The organism is Sphaerospermopsis sp. LEGE 00249, assembly GCF_014299995.1.
Classification (GTDB): domain Bacteria; phylum Cyanobacteriota; class Cyanobacteriia; order Cyanobacteriales; family Nostocaceae; genus Sphaerospermopsis; species Sphaerospermopsis kisseleviana.
The window spans coordinates 1-20,836 of record NZ_JACJUZ010000030.1 but is presented as its reverse complement, the minus strand read 5'-3'; the positions used below and the strand labels follow the sequence as shown (position 1 = coordinate 20,836).

Below are 20,836 nucleotides of genomic sequence, written 5' to 3'. Positions count from 1 at the left end.
ATCTATAGTAACGATTATTCTTGATGATTCTTGAAGATTTATTTTGGAGTATCAATTGGAGTGTGAGAAACTAATGAAGAGATTATTTAAGCAAATTAAAGCTTGGACTAGCGACGATAACTTCATGCACGTCATTGAAAACATCGAAGTAATAGTTTCTAAGATTCTCTCCATTTTGATGGTAATAGTTATTTTTGTGGCAATTTCAGATTTAAGTATTTTTCTGTTCAACGAATTATTTAATGCGCCCTATGGTGAATTTAAGAAAGTTGTATTTAAGGTATTTGGTTTATTTTTAAATATTCTCATTGCTTTAGAAATTTTAGAAAATATCACAGCTTATCTCAAAAAGCACGTTTTTCAAGTTGAATTAGTAATTGTTACTTCTTTAATTGCTGTTGCCCGAAAAATTATTATTCTAGATTTAGAAAAAGTCACAGGAATTGATATTATTGGTTTAGGAATTGCTGTACTTGCTCTTTCAATTAGTTATTTAATAATTCGTTCTAGTAGGTCTAATGATCAAAATTAGCTTTCAGCATTTGGCTGTAAGCTAATGCCTAACGGCACGCTACGATAACAGCAGTCAGCAAGATACTAAAAAACACAAATTTCATCTGCAAAATTTTCCTAATCCACACTTATAGGTAAAAGCTGATTACTGATAGCTGATTACTTACATAAAATCCAAAATCTAAAATCCAAAATCTAAAATCCCATGACAGCCGAATTTTTTGAATTTGAAGCAGATTTTGTTGACTCTCTCCGTTGTATACCGATGCAAGTCCGTTACAAATTGGATACCTGTGGTATTAAATTGAAATTGTCTGATTGGCATCAGATGACTACATTAGAACGTGCTAATTTAGTAGAATTACCTTGTGCCAAAGAAACAGAAATTCAATTTTACCAAGATTACCTACAAAAATTAATTTTAGAACATACAGGCAACCAAGCTACTAAATTACCCATTGAACCTCATCCCCCTTGGATGGACATTGCAACTATACCACCCAGTGTTCAGGAAAAAGCACAAGCAATAGGTGTGACTATTACCTTACAAAAGTGGGAAAAGTTAACTCAATTACAAAGGTTCGCTCTAATTAAACTCAGCCGTTCTGGACATGAAAACAACAACTTTCCCAAAGCAATAGCAGAATGTCAGATAACTTAGCCTCCTGACTCCTGACTCCTGACTGCTGTTAATTCAACATTTTGTATTTTGAACTGGAGCAAAGCATCGGTTAGTGAAGCTATAGTTGTATTTATCGGAGGTGCTGCCGTTTCTCAGGCTAAGATTAAGTCTACTACCCAAACATTTGATCGCGTAGCATGGCATAAGCCATGAATTTGTTTAGACACACTCACTAACTCGATGACAGGCAAAAACGCAAGACAGAATGCATTTCTGCGGCTAGTGTCTAGTAATGAAGTAGCTTCCCAGTCAGAATCTCGCTACTCACTGCTTCCGAATCAAGAAATGGTCATTGGACGTGATCCTAGCTGCCAAGTTGTCTTGGATGCCATGATGTACAGGATGGTGTCTCGTCGTCATGCAGTGGTTCGTCCCCTCTCCCTATCACCAGATGGCAGATTTAGCTGGGTGATTTGCGATTTAAACAGTGCCAATGGTACTTTTTTAAATGGTCAACTTTTGGTAGGTTCTCAGGAATTACACCACGGCGATCGCATTTCTTTGGGTGCTGATGGTCCACAATTCATATTTGAGCATGAATTTGTTTCCCAACCAACCGTAATCACAACTAACCAAGGTACAGCAAGAGCCTCTACCAAAAATGGAAAACTGCACTCACAGCATGACTCTGTTAGTTTTACACAGCTATTTCCCATCATTTCCACCGGTAAAGATTTAACTCGCAAAGCTTACCTCATACCAGGAATATTAACAGTAATCTTTGTAGTGTTAATGTTCGGTACTGTAGGTCATCCCCAAGCAAATCAAGTAATTGTTGGCTCTTATATCGCCTCAGCTGCTTATTACTTTGTTTACCAACTTTGCGGTAAACAAAAGCCTTGGTGGGTACTCATAGCTATGGCAGTGAGTACAATGCTAATTTTAGTCAGTCCTTTATTAGATTTTTTTATCTTTGTATTTCGCGTGATTTTGCCTGGTAGTTTACCCTCATCTCAAGATTCTATTACCTTCACTGAATTACTGATCAGAATGTTCTTTGGTGCAGGTTTAATGGAGGAATTACTCAAGGCATTACCAATATTAGCTGCATATTTCATCGGTGATTCAGTACCATCACCTTGGAAAGAACGGATCGGAGTTTGGGAACCACTAGATGGCATTCTTCTGGGAACTGCTTCTGCTGTGGGTTTTACTTTGCTGGAAACTCTTGGCCAATATGTACCAATGATTACACAAAATGTCACTCAACAATCAGGAGTAGGCGCAGGTCAACTGGTGGGTTTACAACTATTAATTCCCCGCATTTTAGGTTCTGTCGCTGGACACATGGCTTATAGCGGCTATTTAGGCTATTTTATCGGGTTAGCTGTCCTCAAACCTTTGATGGGTTGGCAAATTCTCACTGTTGGTTATTTAAGCGCCTCCGCTCTCCATGCTTTATGGAATGCTACTGGTTCTATTAATGCTTTGCTGTTGGTGGTTGTCGGTGTTTTATCTTATGCATTTTTGATGGCCGCAATTCTCAAAGCACGAGCATTATCACCCACGCGATCGCAAAATTTCGCTACTCGCTTCCTCGAACACAAGTAGGGTTTGCGGTTCGCGTGGCGTGCTGTCAGGCATCAAAGTCTTGTCGTGGAGGCAGGGAACAGGGAACACTTCGACACTTCGACAAGCTCTGTTAGCGCAAGCCCTAGCTAGGGTTTGTTGAAAAAGTTATCTGTGAAGGCTAGGTTACAGGTGACAGGTGACAGTTTCAAGAGTTGGATAGGAACGATTTTTTCTTTAAGTAGGGTTTGCTGAATAAATGTAAAACCTAGATAAATCAAGGGGTTGGGGCTGCTAAAAAAGAAAGTAGGTGCAAGATTTTTGAGGGGGATACTCCCAAAACCGTGCATTTTGAGTTGAATAAGTCATAAAATCTAGGGATAACAGATAGCCCAAACTCTTGCCTCTTGCCTTTTGCCTCTTGCCTGCCCCCACAAAAAGACTTTTTCAGCAAACCCTAGTTAGCTTTTTTGTATCGGCAGAAATTTACGATTCATCTTGTAAATTAGAAAGTTCTTTGAAGGCATAATCAGCAATTGCTAAACTAACTTTCGCCTGTTCTATTTCTGATAAACCTGTCCAATCTCGATTTTCAATATTGCTGATTATAACTGCCAATTTTTGTTGGTCATTACTTCGCATAGCAGGTTCAAAACGGCGGGCTAAAACAAATAAGTCTTCTGTGAGCAAATTTGGCAGTAAAGTTTGCACACATTCTACTAATTTCTCACTTGTAGATTGTTCTACATTATTGATAATTTCCGATGCTTTTTGAGCGATAGTATTTAGCCAACTTAAAGGAACAGAAGGAGCAAAAACACTATGTAAAGCTGATTTTATACATTTAGATGGTTGTTCATCACGGTCAGTTTTAGAATGGTAAACTTGATCCCAAATTTTGTCTAAATTCTGATAAAAATCTTGCGATCGCCTAGTCAGGTCTTCTCCTAATAAATCATCATATTCAAATTGCTGTTCTAGTTGATGAAAATAAGGTTCTGATTCTTGATCAGCCAGATCCCACGGATAAGTCTCATCTTCAGGTTGTAGTAGTGCTGCTAATAATTCTAAATCTACTGTCGATGGTAAAAATTGACAAGTATCTAACTCATGGATTTTATTAATCATGTTTCACCTCACAATTAATTAGCATTAATTTATTCTTGTTGTCAGCTACAACTGGAATATTCAAATTTCCGCAAAAAATAATTCATTAGTCATGAGTCATTAGTTACTCTTCCCAATCACCAATCACCAATCACTGTTCATATCTTCAATCACAAATTCCCATGTTTCGCCTTTAGCACTGCCAAACTTTAATTTCATACCTGATGTCAGAAGTATTTCTTCACGGAGAATTTGTTGCCAACCATTTGGACTTAAACACCAAGTTGTACCGTAAGTAGAAAAATCTTGCAGGTAATAAGTGGGAACTGATTGAGAACCAGCGATAATATTCCGGCAGAGAATTTCGGCATGGCGTTTAGAAACATAGAGTTCAGGGATAACAATATCATTATCTTTAGTGCGACCAATACGAGTGACACCAGAACGTAGTAACCAAGTTTTACCTTCTGGTGAAAGCGATCGCAAAGAAGCCGTAGGTATTGGAGAATTTATACCAGAAATAGCAGTATCTGGTAATTCCGTAATTCCTTCATCCACACTTTTGATCAAATCACCATGAAAATCTGGATGCAGGTAGAGAACTGGTAAAGTCCAAGCTGGTTGATTAAACTTATATACTGTTAACAGTTCTTGTCTAGCTGCTGCCACTGCTTCATCAATTGGTTTACGAGATCGCAAAGCTTCGGCAAAAGCTTGAATAAAACTGTGACTTTCTTGGTCTGCAATTTCATCCCGCATCGCTAGTACCGCAGGGACACCATGACGAATCAGGACTTCCGCTAAACTACTTGCAGGTATAGCTTGTTGATTAATTGCTGCTGGTTGCGCTCCCCAACAGGCATTAAACACCCCTAATTTTACACCTGTGCGGGTCAATACTTGGGCTAATTCGATGCCATTGAGGGTCAGATCAGTCCCCAAAAATAATAAACCACCATCAGGGTCTGGCATACCATGACCAGCGTAAAAAAAGACGTTGTAGCTTTGGGTTTCTAACTCTTGAATTAACTGTTGTGAAGTGGGTTGCAAGAGTGTCTTCACCAGACAAGCTGATACAGAATTTTTCCGAGATGGACTACATTCTGACAAAATTTTTTCCAGAATAGCAGCTTCTTTTTCCAATTCTAATTTATCATCATGCCCCAAAACCAACAGGACTTTTAAAGCTGGATCTGTTCGTAAATTTGGCAGAGGTTCAACTTCACTAATAGTCCGACTAAATAAAATATCTTGGGAAAGAGATATTGCTGATTGGCCGGGTTCGCGCTGCATAATTTCCCAAGGTAGCGCAATTAGATCAGGGTCACGAATTTCCAATCGCAAGCGCAACCGTTTATTTTGACCCATAGCCATACCGCGACTACGTTCTAGACTACCAAGAATTTGTCCATCGAATACCCAACGCCATAAACTGATGCCTAAATATTGCATCAACCGACTACTGTAGGGACTGGTAGTTTGACCGCCCTGGGGTAAATTCAAATCAATTGTCATGTACTTAGCCCCTGGAGATGTCGAAGCCAAAGCAATATCCAGAGGACTATGACCAGCAAACATTTGCTGCCATTCTTGCCAAATTTGACTCAGTTCAGGAGAAAAAACACAGTCACGCAAAACATAACCACTGGGATAGGGAGCTTTAACGACCCAAATGGCGAAATTATCATTTCCAGTATTTACTAGACGAGCGATCGCCAGATTTAGGCAGGACATGGATTTGTGGAAACTAAACTCTAAGAACTAATAATTGACAACAAGTTTTGACAACAAGTTTTGACAACAAATTTTTTCTGGAAAGTGAATTTTAATTTTAGTGATCACCAGCATTATGATATCCCATGATGGTGATGAGAATCACTCAGACGCGGGAGTTTGGTCATCAGTTGATGGCGATAAATCTTGTGGGTTTTCTGAGCTTTGTGGTGTTGGTGTTGTCGTTGTTGTTGGTTGTGGGGTTGCAGACGGAGTTGATGGCGTAATTGTCGATTGTGGTTCTCGTTGGATTTTGAGCCAATATCCCAGTCCACCGGCTCCTAAAAGCACACCTAAAATAATCAACAACTGTAGTGGTAGTTTGGCAGTACGCCGAGGCTTGGTTTCTGAAGTTCCTTGAGGTTGCTGGTACTCATTGCTTAAAGCAGTTACATTTGTGGTTCTTGGTGTCAAATCTACTGTTTTACTGGCTGAACTTTTACTGAGCGAAGTCGAAGTAATAGTCGGAATGTCCGCTTGGAGAATGATATCTGGTTCACCGTATTTGACTTGGTAATGTACTAAAGCGATGGTGACATTATCATGTCCATTTTTAGTGTTGGCAATTTCTATGAGTCGGGCTGCAACATCTTCTATATTTGTATTGCCGCCAAGAATTGGTAAAATTTCCGTTTCCCACAACTCTTCTACTCGATCAAAATCACTCAATCCATCGGAGGTGAGCAAGAAAACAGCATCTTCATCAATGATAAATCGTTGGGACGTAGGATGCAATGAGGCGCTCTTGCTCATGCCTAAAGCTTGGATCAAGGAGCCAGAACCACTATGTTGTAATGCTTCGCGATAAATAGCATAGCCCAATCGTACTTCACGAGAAGCTACATCATCATCTAAGGTAACTTGATAGCAACCGTGGCGCGTAATCCAATAAGCACGACTATCACCAATATGAGTAATGTACATTTCATGGCCAATCGGTAAGGCTAGAACTAGAGTAGTTCCCATCCTTTGCCGTCCTTGGCGATGTTCCGTATCATTACGCTGACTAATTTTATCGTTTGCAAGTGCTACTGCTTGTTCTAAATTATTGATGATTCTGAAGGGATCTATGTTTTCATCAGCAACAGAAGTGAGTTGCATCACCTCTTGCTCAATAGTTTCAATGGCTAAATTTGATGCTATGTTGCCTCCCTCATGTCCACCGATACCATCACAAACAATAGCTAAGGCGGTTTGCTGGGGAGGTTTACTCACGAGAACGCCACTAGGTGGGTAACAAGCATCTTCGTTGCGTTGACGAGAAGGTCCTGTATCTGTTTGGGTAATAATTTTAATGTTAGTGCTTGGGATTGGCGAGTTTCGTCGACAGGAGCCGATCCCCAATCCTGTCAGTCCTTGATCTAAAACCGTAATTAATTGTTCAGATGAGTGGATTTCACCATCAATTAAAGCATCAATAATTTGCTTGAGGAATTCAGCTATGGCTGGCTTGGCATTTTTGAGGAGTTGTTGCCAAAATACTCCTAATTGTGACAATGTTGGTGCTGTTTGCTGATCAAAACGCAATTCTAATAACCGCACTAAACCCCCTTCCACTCTGATTAAATAGGGGTCTAATAAGCTAGAACCGACTCCTTCAGTCAAAAGCGGTTGCCACAAATGCGCTATCTGCCACAGCCAATTCATTTGCCGCATTGATGAGGCATCATCCCACGCTGCTGTTAGCTGGCTGCACAGATGTACTTGAGTATATGTACTATCAACTGACAGGGGCGGTTTTTCTAGAACTAAGATTTCTGGTTGAGATTTTCCTTCATGGAGAGAGATGATCCCATACACTTGTGGTATATGCAAGCGGTAAGGTATGAGTTTTAGATAAGCTTTGATGTGGTATAAATTATCTAATTCAGGTATTTGGGGTAGTAAACCAGGTTTGAGATCAAGAATGATTGATTGACCAATGACCAAATAGCGATCGGCTAAAATTTCTCCAGGACTACCCAGGATCACACTATCTGCCACTGCCCACAGGTAACGCTTGGGTAAGGGTGTGGAGCATCGCTGGCAATACTTGTGGGTCAAGGGGTTGGCAGCTTGACAATATTCATTTGGGCAGTAAAGCGTTGCCGCGTCATTTTCCATATTTGTCGAACCGATCAGCGATTGGCAATTTATTCAACAGCATGAGTAGCGGTAATTTAGTCCGCTGATGTTTTTGTACTCAATGATAATAGGAGATTGGGACTGGGGATTGGGGATTGGGAATTATTAACTGGGAACTTTGAACTTTTTCCCTACACCCTGCACCCTGCACCCTTGCCTTTTCTCCTCTTTCTCCAGGATAGCTACCTCTTTGGGGGTAGTTTTGCCATACACCTAATTTGTTGGTGAGTTATAGAGTTATAAATGTAGTTATAAATCTTGTAACTCATCAACAACCACTCTCCATCTTATTTATTGGCGTTAGATGCAACCTGGGGTAGTCCCATGCTGTAGTTAGTAACGCGACTAGAGAGATTGTAGCTAATTTCACCTTTTTGTAGGAGCGATCGCAAAAAATGCTCTAGGTCTGACCCAATCCGACGTAAGTTATAATCTGTTAGGTCTACACCACTGGAAGCTTCTACTAGTTCATCGAACTTACGATAAACTTTTTGTAGTGTGTCTTCATTCCAGTTAAATTCGTTGTCTGGGTCAACATCTAACGTCAAGACGTGATTGCTAGGAACTAGTTCATCTTTGTCCATTTCCGCCGCAAAAATGCGAATATGACGGGTTGTGGACTTGAGCAGCATCGGGTTATCCATAAAAAGGTGTAAGATTTCGGCTAATTACACTGCAACTATTTTAACTGCTCTCCCTCACCTTAATTGTTTTAACTTACAAGCTTTGAGTTGAAAATATCTTTTTCGACATAGCCAGTAATATTTAGAACCAGTAAGAATTGGAAAAAATTCTGGGCTAAACTAATTTAGTTCAGTGTATATATGATGATCTACAACCGAATTTCTACAGTTGACAAACTGACTATCTTACCCCTTAAATTTTTACATATCAAAAAGAACACATTGTTGATTTAACCTAAATTGCCTAAAATGTTAACTGGCTGATAACACAGGGAAAATAATCACTAATTTCCATAAGTAACCTCACTATGATTAGCGTAAAAAGTTGCACAGTTATTGACGTTTCCATAAAGTTGATGTAAAAACTTTTAAAAAGGTTGGACAAGTTCTTACAGAAACTTTATTGTATAGAATCTTAAAAACTGAATAATAGTGTATGAATTAGATATGCCAAAACTACCACGGGAATATCAAAACCTAGACAGTAAAAAACCACTTGGAATAAAAATAGGGGGGAGTGAGAAATTGAACGCAAATTTGATGGATGAGAAAAGCCTCTTACATTCAATCAGTTCTTTGTATTTAAAAGAAATATAAAGAATTTTTTTTCTGGATATTTTAGTTTCTCACCTGTATAAACACCCAGTAAAGGAATCCTCAAAACTATGAACTCCAAAGCATTACCGCGTCAAATCAATAATCTCGAAGTAGGTGTTTATGAGTGCGAAATACATCTCAAGTTCCGTTTGATTGAGGAAAAGAGTCTGTTAGGCGATCGCGAACAGCTTTTGCAGGTGCTACTAGACGCACTCACTGAGGGATCTGATGACTTTTTGGAAACACTACAAGCGTCTGTAAAGGCGCAGGAGGTTTCTGAGTTCAAAGCATCACCTCAAATGAGACGACAACTGATGCGCTTAAGAAACTTTGTTGATAATAGCCAATAGACAATAGAGAGAAATAAAGTCACTCTACAACACAACCAAGAAGATTATCTATACCCCTGCCAGTTGCACTACCTCAAAACCTGGATGTCTGTTGATTCGCTCATCCCTTGCTCAAATTTTTGGTTAGGGTGGTTGAAAATTTATACTCAGGGAAATTTCACAAAAACTTAGGGTTTCATTTCTACCACAAGAACCCATTTAGTAGAGTTTGATAGCAAACTCAACCAGGTGCATTTTACCAATCTTATTAATCGTTTTCATTCAATTTGAATCAGAAAGCTGTCTCTGTAAATCCTCTTGATCATGGTAATATTCTTTTTTCGTTTGGCTACTACTGAGCTAGTCCATGTTCTAAAGCAAATCTTACCAGTTCTGTACGGCTATTAGTACCTGTTTTACTAAATAACCGGCTGACATATTTTTCGACGTTGCGGACGCTGGTTTCTAAGCGGCGAGCAATTTCTTTGTTCATCAACCCTTGTGCTACTAGGTTCAATACACTTTGCTCTCTGGGGGTTAAATCAATTTTAAATGGAGGTGGAGTCTGGGCAATGGCAGTTCTGGGACTTAACAAATCTTTGATTTTGGAAATTTCATGGGCTAATTTGGCAATGTCCATATTTTCACTATCTTCTCCTATCCCTGGGGCTTGAGCAGTGCGACGGGTGAGTAAATTTTCTACAATGGCTATTAATTCATCAGGATCAAATGGTTTGGGTAGATAAGCGTCAACACCCGCTTGATATCCTTGAATGCGATCGCCTGTCATGCCTTTAGCAGTTAAAAATACTACTGGTAATGCCTGAAACCGTGGATCCTCTCGCAGTTGTTTGAGAAACTGATAGCCATCCACCTGGGGCATCATAATATCAGAAATCACCAAATCAGGTGTATTTTGTTGCATCAATTCCCAACCTTCACGGGCGTTACTGGCAACTTGAACACTAAAGCCGCTTTCTTGTAAATAGTCTTTCACGGCTTCCCGTAACCCTGGTTCATCATCTACCAGTAACAGTTGTGCTGACATTGAAAATTCCCTTAGATTTGCTGTTGATTTACCTTTCTCTAATTTAGCGAAAGTTGGTTAAGATTGGGTACTGGGGATGAGGAAGATTTAAGGCAAGTTATGTTCTAATTGTCTGATAACTCTGCTTATAGTATAAATAATAGCAGATCCCCGACTTCTTGGAGAAATCAGGGATCTTTTTTTTAGTGGATATCAATCCAAAATCCAAAATCCAAAATCTAAAATTGGATGACTCCTGACTCCTTAAAATTAAAATTTCAAATCTTCAGCGCGAATACTCAAAGGTTGAGTATTTTGAGAAGTTTGAGAAGGTGTTGTAGGTTGGGCAAATTTTGTATTAGAGAGAGCCAGAATAGCACGAGCGTATTGTGGGTCATTTAGAGTTCCAATTAAATTGGGATTAGCAGCTAACTGACGCTCCTGTGCTTCCGTTAAATCTAGCTGAATATCTGGTATAATTCCTGTCTTGTTAATATCCGTACCTTTGGGGGTATAGTAGTGGGCAATGGTGACAGCTAACCCAGAACCGTCATTCAGTTCATGGACTGATTGTACCAAGGCTTTACCAAAGGTTTGACTACCTACAACTACTGCCCGGTTATTATCTTTGAGTGCGCCGGTAAGAATTTCACTAGCACTGGCGGAATTACCATCTACAAGTACAGCTAAGGGTCGATTTGTCAAGGCTGTGCGATTGGCTTTGGTTTCTTCACTACCTCCCACACGGTCTACTGTCTTGACAATGCCACCATTATCTAGCCACATCCGCGCTATTTCAATACTTGCTTGTAATAAACCGCCTGGGTTGCCACGCAAGTCTAAGACAAAGGAATCAGCGTTTTGACGAGTCAAGTCACGAATCGCTTTTCGCATCTGATCCGCAGCGTGGCCGCTAAACTCCCTTAACCGAATATAGCCAATGCGACGGCCACCGTCTTGTTTGAGGGTATAATTTACTATGGGAACTTCGATAGTTGCCCTCGTCAGCTTGACATCAAACTGATTTTTTCCCGGTCTTGACAGTCGTAAGGTGATGGCAGTACCCGCTTGACCACGAATCAAATTAGATGCTTCTTCCACTTTCATATTGAGAGTGGGTTTACCGTTAATCGCTACAATTTCATCCCCTGTTTTAATACCTGCTTTTTGGGCTGGAGAATTTTCTATAGGTTCAACCACTGTCAATCGCTGGTTTTTTTCGTTGATTTCCATGCGAATGCCAATTCCCGTAACCTCTCCAGATGTTTGACGGGTGAGGGCTTCAAATTGCTTGGGATCCATAAACCGCGTGTAAGGATCACCCAATCTTTGCAAGGCTTGGCGGATAGCTACATAAGCTTGTTCATTAGAGGTATATTCTTTGCTTAACAAGCTTTGCCTAATTGCTTGCCAATCTTGTTGATTAAATTTGCCATCAACATATTCCCTATTTACAAGTTGCCACACTTGGTCAACTAACGCTTTTGGACTATCTTGTAAAGCGGCTTGAACACACTTTGTCCAAGCTTGACCAAATAAAGATATAGTAGCAGTTGTAGCGATCGCTCCACCAATCAAGGCTGCTTGGAGCGGTGAGTGACGTTTCGCAGATTGATTCATGTATACAGATGGAATAAATAATTGTATTGTTGACAGTTTAGCAATCAGGCTTTCCTGAAATTTTTAAGTTTTTATACTCTACTTATGAGCTATGCTTAATCTAAGATTAATCCATCATTTTTTCCTTTGTAAATGATGTGGGAATTACGGTCTTTTTATTAATAAATATCGCTGGGATGGAAGTGGTTTTACTGTTAAAGCAGCCACAGCATTTGTGTGAATTTCATCACTCCTTTCTTTTTTCAACTAAGATCCTTTTCCTAAGATAGCGCTTTGTTGAATTGATGGCTGGATTTTTCAATATTAAACAATAAAGCTTTAATTTTCTATGTTATGAAGCACAAACCTACCATCAAATCATTAGTTTCTTAGCTGATGAGATTGAGAAAACTGTGGCGATTGTTACGAAATATTGCTTTTGGGTTGTGTTTGATCCTGCTAAGTTGGCTGACTTTCCCTACTATAACCTTAGTTTTTGCTTCTTCACAGCCTGTCGATGCCTTTTTTGTGCTTGGTGGTAGTATTGTCCGGGAAATTTATAAGAAAATCGAGTGAGCCACAACCACCGAAATAAAGTATCGGAGCGTGGCTCCGATACTTTATTGTACTATGGCTTCGCCTTTAATTTTCGGAGATGTCTAATTGATAATTAGTCGCCCGAATGCTTCGCTCATACGACTCCTGACTTTTGCTATATTTGCAAAACTTTACTAGCAACTGGCGTTAGTCATGATATTGTTACTCCCATCGGTTCTGATGAGGAGCAGTCATTGGACGCAAGGGGGAAAGTTCGGTGCAAGTCCGGCGCTGTCCCGCAACTGTGAACCATTATTAGGTTAAGTCAGGATGCCCGCCGATGACAATACTTTTACATCAATCTGCGAGGTACAGATTATGTCTCTAAAAAAACGGGGTTGGATGAGTCTAACCCTGATGGGATTTATTAGTTTTTACTTAGTAGTTGGTTTACCTAAACCTGCCTATGCTATGCACATTATGGAAGGTTATTTACCAGTGCAATGGGCGGTTTTTTGGTGGGTTGTAGCATTACCATTTTTTGTTTTCGGTTTGCGAAGTTTGACTCGCATTACTCAAGCTAACCCAGAATTGAAGTTATTGTTGGGGTTAGCTGGTGCTTTTACTTTTGTCTTGTCAGCGTTAAAAATTCCTTCTGTGACAGGTAGTTGTTCTCACCCCACAGGTACAGGGTTAGGTGCGGTGCTGTTTGGACCTTTGACGATGACAGTTTTAGGAACTTTGGTACTATTATTTCAAACTTTGTTATTGGCACATGGTGGTTTGACAACTCTGGGAGCAAATGCTTTTTCAATGGCGATCGCTGGACCGTTTGCCGCTTACTGGATCTATCATCTCATTATTCGGTGTAGTGGTAAACAAAGAATTGCTATATTTTTATCAGCAGCGATCGCTAATTTACTCACCTACATTATTACTTCTATCCAACTGGCTTTAGCTTTTCCTGCACCTGTTGGTGGGTTTATCGCTTCATTTACCAAGTTCGCTGGTATCTTTGCTATTACTCAAGTTCCTTTAGCTATTAGTGAAGGACTACTAACGGTGTTGGTATGGAATTTGTTACAATCCTATAATCCTCAAGAATTAGAATTGCTAAAGTTAATCAAACGGGAAACTCAAAGTAATGAATCAGTCTAAACAAGGATTCAATAATTGGTTATTAGTCTTAGCTGTTTTCGCTTTAGCGTTTGCTCCCATAATATTAGTCAAAAATGCTGAATTTGGTGGTGCAGATGATCAAGCCAAAACCGCCATTAGTGAAATTCAACCCGCATATCAACCTTGGTTTCAATCAATATTTGAACCTCCGAGTGGAGAAGTAGCTAGTTTATTATTTTCTGCTCAAGCTGCCATAGGTGCGGGAGTAATTGGTTATGTTATTGGTTTGTATAAAGGACGTTCTCAACAACAAAAACATGAAGAATAAGTCTACAAAATGAGCCTAAAATTAGATACTTTAGCTTATACTAATCAACTGCGACAAATTCCCCCAACACATAAAATCATCTTTGCCTTTACTACGCTGTTACTTGCACTTTTAACCCATCCATTTGTACAAATTTTACTATCATTATGGATGGGTATTTGGACGGTAGTATATGCTAAAATTCCTCTGAAAATCTATTTGCGGTTGTTAATTTTTGCTAGTTTTTTCTGGTTGACAAGTTTACCGGCATTAATAATTAATATGGTCAACTTCGCTAACTTTTCACAAATTCAAAGAGATTTATTTTATGGTTTAAAGTTTGGTGCTGTTTATATTTACATTAGTCACAGTGGCAGTATACAAGCTTTGGCAATTTTTTTTCGTGCCTTTGCAGCCATTTCTTGTTTATATTTTCTCATGTTAACTGTGCCATTTACAGAATTATTACAAACGCTACGATACTTAAAATTTCCAGCAATTTTAACCGATTTATTATTATTAATGTATCGGTTTATTTTCATACTTCTAAACACAGCCAATGAATTATGGATAGCACAAAATTCTCGTTGTGGCTACCGCAACTGGAAAATAGGAATGAGAAGTTTAGCAATATTAATAGGACAATTGTTACAGCGTACTTTACAACAATATCATCGTTTTTCTTTGGGATTAGCAGCAAGGGGAATGACAGAAGAATTTAGAGTCTGGCATCCCCAACGTTATCATTTATCTAAACGATATATTATTGAAGCAATTAGTGGCTGTGTAGTCTTAATAGCAATAGAATTAGGATGGAATGCAGGAATATTTACTAGAATTTGAACAGGTATATTACACCTATCCAGGTACACAACAATCAGTTTTAAATGGGTTAAATATAAAAATTCCCTCTGGAAAAAAGTGTGCCTTAATTGGTCAAAATGGTTGTGGTAAAACCACGCTATTTTTATTAGCTAATGGTTTATATGAACCTGATCGGGGAATTATTAAATGGTTGAATGAACCGTTAAGGTATCATAGAAACTATCTGACAAAATTACGGCAAAAAATTGGTTTAGTATTTCAAGATCCAGAACAGCAATTAGTCGCATCTACTGTTGAAGAAGATATCTCCTATGGGTTATGTAATTTGGGTTTATCTCCAGCGGAAATTCAAATCAGAGTCGAGAAAATATTAGGTGAATTTGGGCTAGATAGTTTAGCAGAAAAACCTGTACATCATCTCAGTTTAGGACAGAAAAAACGAGTTTCTATAGCTGATGTCATGGTGTTAGAACCTCAACTTTTAATATTAGATGAACCTACAGCATATTTAGATATAAAACACACTCGTAACCTGATGAATACGCTCAAAAAAATTCATGGTAATGGCACAACTTTATTAATGGCTACCCATGATTTAGATTTAGTTTATCGTTGGGCAGATTGGGTTTTTGTTATGGATAAAGGAAGATTGATCTTAGAAGGAACACCAGAGGATGTATTTAGTCAGTATCATCTTTTAGAGGAGTTAGAATTAGGTGTACCATTAATATATGAAATGTTATTTGCAGGGCTATCTGTTGAGGAGAAAGCCGTTTTAGAACGGGTGAAACAACGGATATTTCAGGATATATAACTATTTCCAGCTAATTTTTCTACAAAATCTTGATGTTCTCCTGAACTTAAACCTGTCTGTAAAGTAGCCATTACTTGTGACATATTTCTTGTTACTAATGCGGAAACATTCAGCCATAAACCTGGAAATACTTGACTTTTAATTATTCCTTGTTCATTTGCTACCAGTTCTATATATTCACCATTCTTTAAACTGAACCAACTTACAGTACCTTCAAAAACCTGCCAAACTATATATTCTTCAATTTCATTGCGACGGTAGGCTCTTTTTTTATCATATAAATCTTTGGTAGCACTGCTGGCTGCTACTTCTGCGATTAATTCTGGTGCGCCTTCTATATAACCATCTGCGCCTATATAAGACTTGCCACCACAGGCTGTATCTATTAATAGTACAGCATCGGGTTGAGGTTCGTTGTCTAAATCTAGTCTTACTGTTGCATTGTCACCCAGTCTGACACCAGGTGTAACTATTTTATAAGACCACAACCAACCCATTAAATTAGCATGAGGTTCGGCGTGAGGTTCAAAACGCAGAGGGGAAGCCACGTAAACTACTCCTTCAATTAATTCAGCTTTTTTGAGATTTGGCATAGCACTATAACGGCGCTCAAATTCTGGACGAGTCAGGCGATCGCCACTTTCCAAAGGCGGAATATAATCAGGATAATTATGGGCAGTTTTTACAGAAGTGTTAACCATAACTGCAAATAATATTATGGGTAGGTAAATTGATTATATCTTACTGTTATCAAAGTAAACCATTAAAAGCGATCGCCTGAATAGTAGATATAGGAACTGTGGCAAAATATTTTTTTTGAAATTGTTCTTCTTGTAATGCGGCTAAAAATTGATTAACTGCATTTTCAGCCTTAGTTGTATCATTGATAAATTCATTCCACGTAATTTGTAGATAACGATCTTGACGTTCAATAGTAAAACCTAAATATTTCAAAGCCTGAAATCCTAAATATAAACTAGGATCACTAATACCCAGTTTTTCTAATATTTGTACACGGGTAACTAGCTGATTTTTGCGACTGATAAATTTAGCAACTCCTACCAACGTTAACCAAATTTCCTGGGGAGTTTGGTTTTCTGGTTTTGCCCAAGCTAAAGCTAGTTTTTGTTGTTTATAAACCGATTTTCTCAACCAAGCTCTTACATCCTCCCAAGTTGTGGGACAATCTTTAATAATTAATATTGAATCATCTACAGTAAATTCCGAAACATCCTGATTTCGCCAATCTAAAATCATTGCTGATTTCTCAGTTTGCACTTCTAAATCAGCACTAGGACGCACAGCAATTAATCTGATTTCATAACGTTTTTTAAAGCTATTAAAATCTATTTCCGCAATACAATCACATTTACCTGTAGGCAATTCTTCTTTATAATGTCCCCACCAAATACCAGGAAAAGGATTTTTACTAGAATCATCTCTAATGTCAAACTCGGTTTTAATATATTGTATTTTCTTACCTTTTATATCTTGTTGATTTCTATGCCAAGCATTTTCAAACCAACAATTTTTAATCAGTAATTTTGGTACAGGGTTTCCCATTCCACAAGGTTCTAAAAGTTTCAGTTCTAAAAATAAATCTTTCCCTAAATCTGCAACTGTCACCACCACATCAGCTTGGACAGTGGGTGTGAGATTTATTCCCCCTAAAGATTGCCGTAATTTTTGATTAATTGCATCTGTAAATAAGGGGATATTTTCTACAGGTAAACTTAAACCAGCCGCAAATGGATGTCCACCAAAACGATGTAATAAATGGGATTGTTCGTTAACTAATTGATATAAATCTACACCATTAATTGATCTGGCAGAACCCCGCGCCAATTGTGGTTTGTTTGGTTCATCTTCTCCGCTTTCTGTACTTAATAAAATCGTCGGTTTTCCTGTTTCTTGGGCAATTTGACCTGCTACTAAACCTAACACACCGTTAGCCCATTGTGGATCTTCTAAAACTATGACATTGGTAGTTGATAAATCTAATTGGGAGATTTTTTTTAATACTTGATTTTGTACATCTTTCTGTAAAGATTTGCGTCGGGTATTCGCTAATTCTGTTTCTTCTGCTAGTTCTTGACAACGTTGTATATCACGACTGGTTAATAGTTCCACGCAGAAACTAGCATCACCTTGAATCCTACTAACTGCGTTAATTCTAGGACCTAAACCAAAGGAAATATCTGTAGGGCGATCGCCACTTTTCTGGCATAATTCTAATAATCTACCTACCCCTGGTCGTCTTCTTTCAACAACAGGTTTTTTATAATCTGCTTGTAATTTTTCAATTCCTACTTGTGCTAAATAACGGCAATCTCCACTTAATTGCACCAAATCAGCAATTAATCCTACCGCTACTAAATCTAATAAATCTTCTAGGGGACGTTGGGGTACATCTGGCAAAGTTTCATATAATGCTTCCACTAATTTATAAGCAACTGCAACTCCAGAAAGATGAAATAATGGATGTTCTTTTGGTAAGTAACGAGGATTAATAATTGCAGTTACCGGAGGACGTTCAGCAGGTAAAGTATGATGATCTGTGACAATAATATCAATTCCTAATTTTTGGGCATAAATAATTTCATCAATATTTGTACTTCCCGTGTCACAAGTAACGATTAATGTACAATCTTGTTGGGCTAAATTATCAATTCCTGCTAAATTTAAACCATGAGATTCTGTTAACCGATTAGGGATATAATAAGTTAATTGTTCATGTTGAATAAAAAATTGTCCTAAACCATCCCATAAAACCGCAGTTGAGGTAATACCATCTGCGTCAAAGTCTCCCCAAATCGCTATTTTTTCACCAGATATAGCCGCTTTTTTTAAACGGTTAACCGCCAAGTGCATCTCTTGTCCAAATTCAAAAGGACTTGCAGCTTGATAACTTTGGAAATTCACAAAACTGGCTAATTCTAATTCTGTTTTTATTCCTCTTTGCCATAATAATTGTGCAGCAAAAATACCACTTGATAAAGGTGTGTACTGTTTAACTGCTTGGATGAAGCACTCAGGAATTTGTTCTGTTTCTAATAAAATCCACTGCATTGAATTAATTTAAAATAGAGATTGGTGATTGGTGATTATATTTTGGATTTTGGATTTTGGATTGTATTTCATGAATCCAATCTAAAATCTAAAATTCTCCTGACTCCTGACTCCTGACTCCTGACTCCTCTCTTTATTCCTCATTAATAATTAAATCTATTGATGATTCATTCACTAAGGGATTCATCGCTATTTCCCCAGGAATACCTTCGGATTTTCGAGAACGAATTGTAGTTCGTGTGCGCCTATAACCCGCCCTTTCTGCTTTTTGATGTTCATAATCTATTAGTCTGCCATAATATGGATGTTTACTCAAATTCATTGATAAGAAAATATGTTGGCGAATGTTACCAAAACCTTTTCTATTAAAAAATTTCACTGCTGGAGTATTTGTAGGATCAGTATCTACTAACATAAACCGCGCCCCATCTTCAATCATTCGCGCTACAATTTTATCAACTAATTTATCTGCAACTCCCTGACGTTGAAATTTAGGATTTACTCCTAACCACAAAATGTAACCATAGGTCCATGATGCTTTACTAATTATTGTCCCTAAAATAAATCCTGCAAGTTCACTTTCTGTTTCCGCAACTAAGCAATATTCTGGATCTGTATTATAAAGTCCTATTACTTCCCATTCATCCCAGGTACGGTATAAATAAGGATATAAATCACTGGTAAATAGTTCTTCACCTAAGTGGTAAACAGGTGCTATGTCATCAATTCCTAATTCCCGAACATAAATTGTATCGTTTTCATCAAAGGTTTTCATAATTTTGTTAATTTTTTGATTTATTTGATTTATTTGATTTATTTGATTTAGATTTATTTGATTTATTTGATTTATTTGATTTATTTGATTTATTGGATTTATTGGATTTATTTGGTTAATTTTTGCTATATTTCCTGTTCTCTGTTAAGAGTTCCCTGCTATAGTGCTACTTCTTCAATAATATCAAGATTAGGTAGATTATTAATTGCGGGTGCTACTAAAGTTTTTGAGTCATACCTCCGATCAGCAAAGCGATCGCACTGTTTAGCAAATTGACAAAAATTACAAGTTTTAGATTCTTCTACCTGCGGAAATGGTTTACCCTTTTCATAATCATCTAACCAATTTGTTAATTTATTTAATAATTGATGAAGTTGTTTTTCTGTCTGTTTGTGTTTTTGGGTTTCATAGTGAAAAGGAATATTGTTAGATCGGGATTTAGCCTGAACAAACCAGTAAGTCATAGATATATTTTCCAGCAAATAGGTGCTAGTTTCTGCTAAAACATACAGATAAAGTTTGGTTTGCCAATTTTTAGCTAAATCATTTCTTTTTTGTGGTTTTTGATATGTTTTCCAATCAAAGATATGTGCTTTTTCTTGATCTGCAATTAATAAATCATAAACTACTGTCACTAGGTAATTTTGTATTTGCAAAGTTCGATAATGTTCACTTTCTCGGAAGGTTTGATTATTAATATCAGGTGTTAATATTTCTGGTGCAGTTTCGTTAAAATCTGTCATCCAAGTTTTCAATGTTTTCAATTCTTTATCTTCTTGATCTCCTTCCAGAAAACTATTAATTGGTAAACCTATTTCTCTCTGCTGCATTAATAGGTGAAAACGACTACCTGCAATCTGATGTTTTTCTTGTTTGGGATCTGTGGGTGTCGTCAGTTTTTCTAAATAATTATACTGGAATTTACGCGGACAGGTTTCTAGTAAGTTGAGGTGTCCTTGCGAAAGTCTTAATAATTTACTATCAGTTGATGTTAATACCATTTTTGCATTTTCTGTTTTCATCAAATTACTGATTATCAATCTATCAATTTTTATTTTTTATTTTTAATTAGAGTCGCGCAACTTTTTATCTTTGGGTCGTTGACTTTTTCTCTGGGGCGCGGTACTATTCTATTATAATAGAGTGTTGCTGAAATTTTTAAAAAACCTTACATCCCATTATATCAAATATGTTATATAGCCTACCACGCCCCTAGAAAAAAATCAATCCTCTCTCCTACGGATTTTTCTATATTTTTTTGTTAAATTAAATAGGGGTTGCTGAGAAAGTCTTTCCGTGAGGGCATAGGAGTCAGGAGTCAGGAGTCAGGAGTCAGGAGTCAGGAGTCAGGAGTCAGGAGTCAGGAGTCAGGAGGAGATTTGAAAATTTCTTTGCCATCTCTTGAAATCCCCAAAAATGCACACTTTTTCCGGTATACCCTTCAAAA

At 37.9% G+C, this 20,836-nt stretch carries 18 protein-coding genes and 1 riboswitch; of the genes, 8 read left to right on the top strand and 10 right to left on the bottom strand.

The features are described from left to right. The first annotated feature begins 73 nt into the window (after positions 1–73). The 3 genes from H5968_RS12125 (at position 74) to H5968_RS12115 (ending at position 2,746) form a co-directional block, all read left to right on the top strand. The gene (locus H5968_RS12125) at positions 74–532 is read left to right on the top strand and encodes a phosphate-starvation-inducible PsiE family protein (protein WP_096570529.1); all 459 of its coding nucleotides are present in this window, start codon (positions 74–76) and stop codon (positions 530–532) included. Between the two features lie 186 nt (positions 533–718). Further along, on the top strand, positions 719–1,174 hold the full coding sequence (locus H5968_RS12120) for a nitrate reductase associated protein (protein WP_137667144.1): 456 nt from the start codon (positions 719–721) through the stop codon (positions 1,172–1,174). Between the two features lie 201 nt (positions 1,175–1,375). Then, positions 1,376–2,746: a PrsW family glutamic-type intramembrane protease gene (locus H5968_RS12115; RefSeq protein ID WP_096570533.1), complete on the top strand. Its 1,371-nt coding sequence runs from the start codon at positions 1,376–1,378 to the stop codon at positions 2,744–2,746. 444 nt (positions 2,747–3,190) lie between these two features. Here H5968_RS12115 and H5968_RS12110 read toward each other — a convergent pair whose 3' ends face one another. From H5968_RS12110 to H5968_RS12095, 4 genes are all read right to left on the bottom strand, one after another. Beyond that, positions 3,191–3,832, bottom strand: a complete 642-nt coding sequence (locus tag H5968_RS12110; RefSeq protein ID WP_096570535.1) for a hypothetical protein — start codon at positions 3,830–3,832, stop codon at positions 3,191–3,193. A 123-nt stretch (positions 3,833–3,955) separates the two neighbouring features. Beyond that, the gene (locus H5968_RS12105; RefSeq protein WP_187040160.1) at positions 3,956–5,545 is read right to left on the bottom strand and encodes a CHAT domain-containing protein; all 1,590 of its coding nucleotides are present in this window, start codon (positions 5,543–5,545) and stop codon (positions 3,956–3,958) included. 141 nt (positions 5,546–5,686) lie between these two features. Next, complete coding sequence (locus H5968_RS12100; protein WP_187040159.1) at positions 5,687–7,687, bottom strand: protein phosphatase 2C domain-containing protein; 2,001 nt, start codon at positions 7,685–7,687, stop codon at positions 5,687–5,689. Positions 7,688–7,995: 308 nt separating this feature from the next. Further along, positions 7,996–8,352 (bottom strand): NAD(P)H-quinone oxidoreductase subunit M, encoded by a 357-nt coding sequence (locus H5968_RS12095; protein WP_304944932.1) that lies wholly within the window; start codon positions 8,350–8,352, stop codon positions 7,996–7,998. A 704-nt stretch (positions 8,353–9,056) separates the two neighbouring features. Between H5968_RS12095 and H5968_RS12090 the strand changes: the two genes are divergently transcribed. Continuing rightward, positions 9,057–9,338 (top strand): Npun_R1517 family heterocyst differentiation transcriptional regulator, encoded by a 282-nt coding sequence (locus H5968_RS12090; protein ID WP_096570543.1) that lies wholly within the window; start codon positions 9,057–9,059, stop codon positions 9,336–9,338. A 331-nt stretch (positions 9,339–9,669) separates the two neighbouring features. Here H5968_RS12090 and H5968_RS12085 read toward each other — a convergent pair whose 3' ends face one another. Together H5968_RS12085 and ctpB are read right to left on the bottom strand one after the other, a co-directional pair. Beyond that, the gene (locus H5968_RS12085) at positions 9,670–10,365 is read right to left on the bottom strand and encodes a response regulator transcription factor (RefSeq protein WP_187040157.1); all 696 of its coding nucleotides are present in this window, start codon (positions 10,363–10,365) and stop codon (positions 9,670–9,672) included. Between the two features lie 249 nt (positions 10,366–10,614). Further along, positions 10,615–11,964 (bottom strand): carboxyl-terminal processing protease CtpB, encoded by a 1,350-nt coding sequence (gene ctpB / locus H5968_RS12080; RefSeq protein ID WP_187040156.1) that lies wholly within the window; start codon positions 11,962–11,964, stop codon positions 10,615–10,617. Between the two features lie 731 nt (positions 11,965–12,695). Further along, positions 12,696–12,837, top strand: a riboswitch (cobalamin riboswitch). Positions 12,838–12,858: 21 nt separating this feature from the next. Here ctpB and H5968_RS12075 point away from each other — a divergent pair. The 4 genes from H5968_RS12075 to H5968_RS12060 are packed head-to-tail and all read left to right on the top strand — an operon-like array spanning position 12,859 to position 15,545. Then, a complete protein-coding gene (locus H5968_RS12075; protein ID WP_187040155.1) occupies positions 12,859–13,638 on the top strand; it encodes an energy-coupling factor ABC transporter permease in 780 nt (259 codons plus the stop codon). Beyond that, positions 13,625–13,927 carry an energy-coupling factor ABC transporter substrate-binding protein gene (locus tag H5968_RS12070; RefSeq protein ID WP_096570551.1) on the top strand — a complete coding sequence of 101 codons (303 nt, stop codon included), beginning with the start codon at positions 13,625–13,627 and terminating at the stop codon, positions 13,925–13,927. Before H5968_RS12075 ends, H5968_RS12070 begins: the two co-directional genes overlap by 14 nt. A gap of 9 nt (positions 13,928–13,936) precedes the next feature. Further along, a complete protein-coding gene (gene cbiQ, locus H5968_RS12065; RefSeq protein ID WP_187040154.1) occupies positions 13,937–14,749 on the top strand; it encodes a cobalt ECF transporter T component CbiQ in 813 nt (270 codons plus the stop codon). Beyond that, the gene (locus H5968_RS12060; protein WP_187040153.1) at positions 14,724–15,545 is read left to right on the top strand and encodes an energy-coupling factor ABC transporter ATP-binding protein; all 822 of its coding nucleotides are present in this window, start codon (positions 14,724–14,726) and stop codon (positions 15,543–15,545) included. The genes cbiQ and H5968_RS12060 overlap by 26 nt, the downstream gene beginning before the upstream one ends. On the opposite strand, the gene H5968_RS12055 is transcribed toward H5968_RS12060, so the two are convergent. From H5968_RS12055 to H5968_RS12040, 4 genes are all read right to left on the bottom strand, one after another. Further along, positions 15,533–16,246, bottom strand: coding sequence for a Uma2 family endonuclease (locus H5968_RS12055; RefSeq protein ID WP_187040152.1), 714 nt, complete (start codon positions 16,244–16,246; stop codon positions 15,533–15,535). The genes H5968_RS12060 and H5968_RS12055 overlap by 13 nt on opposite strands. A 49-nt stretch (positions 16,247–16,295) precedes the next feature. Then, positions 16,296–18,614, bottom strand: a complete 2,319-nt coding sequence (gene recJ / locus H5968_RS12050) for a single-stranded-DNA-specific exonuclease RecJ (RefSeq protein WP_187040151.1) — start codon at positions 18,612–18,614, stop codon at positions 16,296–16,298. Between the two features lie 133 nt (positions 18,615–18,747). Then, complete coding sequence (locus tag H5968_RS12045) at positions 18,748–19,389, bottom strand: GNAT family N-acetyltransferase (RefSeq protein WP_187040150.1); 642 nt, start codon at positions 19,387–19,389, stop codon at positions 18,748–18,750. A 158-nt stretch (positions 19,390–19,547) separates the two neighbouring features. Then, positions 19,548–20,411 carry a PD-(D/E)XK nuclease family protein gene (locus H5968_RS12040; protein ID WP_255427113.1) on the bottom strand — a complete coding sequence of 288 codons (864 nt, stop codon included), beginning with the start codon at positions 20,409–20,411 and terminating at the stop codon, positions 19,548–19,550. Positions 20,412–20,836 lie beyond the last annotated feature (425 nt).

What these genes read in the sequence shown, in the direction of transcription:
- H5968_RS12095 (WP_304944932.1), bottom strand. Translation starts at nt 8,352, where the DNA reads ATGGATAACCCGATGCTGCTCAAGTCCACAACCCGTCATATTCGCATT.
- H5968_RS12070 (WP_096570551.1), top strand. Translation starts at nt 13,625, where the DNA reads ATGAATCAGTCTAAACAAGGATTCAATAATTGGTTATTAGTCTTAGCT.
- H5968_RS12105 (WP_187040160.1), bottom strand. Translation starts at nt 5,545, where the DNA reads ATGTCCTGCCTAAATCTGGCGATCGCTCGTCTAGTAAATACTGGAAAT.
- H5968_RS12100 (WP_187040159.1), bottom strand. Translation starts at nt 7,687, where the DNA reads ATGGAAAATGACGCGGCAACGCTTTACTGCCCAAATGAATATTGTCAA.
- H5968_RS12085 (WP_187040157.1), bottom strand. Translation starts at nt 10,365, where the DNA reads ATGTCAGCACAACTGTTACTGGTAGATGATGAACCAGGGTTACGGGAA.
- H5968_RS12040 (WP_255427113.1), bottom strand. Translation starts at nt 20,411, where the DNA reads ATGAAAACAGAAAATGCAAAAATGGTATTAACATCAACTGATAGTAAA.
- H5968_RS12110 (WP_096570535.1), bottom strand. Translation starts at nt 3,832, where the DNA reads ATGATTAATAAAATCCATGAGTTAGATACTTGTCAATTTTTACCATCG.
- H5968_RS12125 (WP_096570529.1), top strand. Translation starts at nt 74, where the DNA reads ATGAAGAGATTATTTAAGCAAATTAAAGCTTGGACTAGCGACGATAAC.
- H5968_RS12120 (WP_137667144.1), top strand. Translation starts at nt 719, where the DNA reads ATGACAGCCGAATTTTTTGAATTTGAAGCAGATTTTGTTGACTCTCTC.
- H5968_RS12045 (WP_187040150.1), bottom strand. Translation starts at nt 19,389, where the DNA reads ATGAAAACCTTTGATGAAAACGATACAATTTATGTTCGGGAATTAGGA.
- H5968_RS12075 (WP_187040155.1), top strand. Translation starts at nt 12,859, where the DNA reads ATGTCTCTAAAAAAACGGGGTTGGATGAGTCTAACCCTGATGGGATTT.
- H5968_RS12060 (WP_187040153.1), top strand. Translation starts at nt 14,724, where the DNA reads ATGCAGGAATATTTACTAGAATTTGAACAGGTATATTACACCTATCCA.
- recJ (WP_187040151.1), bottom strand. Translation starts at nt 18,614, where the DNA reads ATGCAGTGGATTTTATTAGAAACAGAACAAATTCCTGAGTGCTTCATC.
- H5968_RS12055 (WP_187040152.1), bottom strand. Translation starts at nt 16,246, where the DNA reads ATGGTTAACACTTCTGTAAAAACTGCCCATAATTATCCTGATTATATT.
- H5968_RS12090 (WP_096570543.1), top strand. Translation starts at nt 9,057, where the DNA reads ATGAACTCCAAAGCATTACCGCGTCAAATCAATAATCTCGAAGTAGGT.
- cbiQ (WP_187040154.1), top strand. Translation starts at nt 13,937, where the DNA reads ATGAGCCTAAAATTAGATACTTTAGCTTATACTAATCAACTGCGACAA.
- H5968_RS12115 (WP_096570533.1), top strand. Translation starts at nt 1,376, where the DNA reads ATGACAGGCAAAAACGCAAGACAGAATGCATTTCTGCGGCTAGTGTCT.
- ctpB (WP_187040156.1), bottom strand. Translation starts at nt 11,964, where the DNA reads ATGAATCAATCTGCGAAACGTCACTCACCGCTCCAAGCAGCCTTGATT.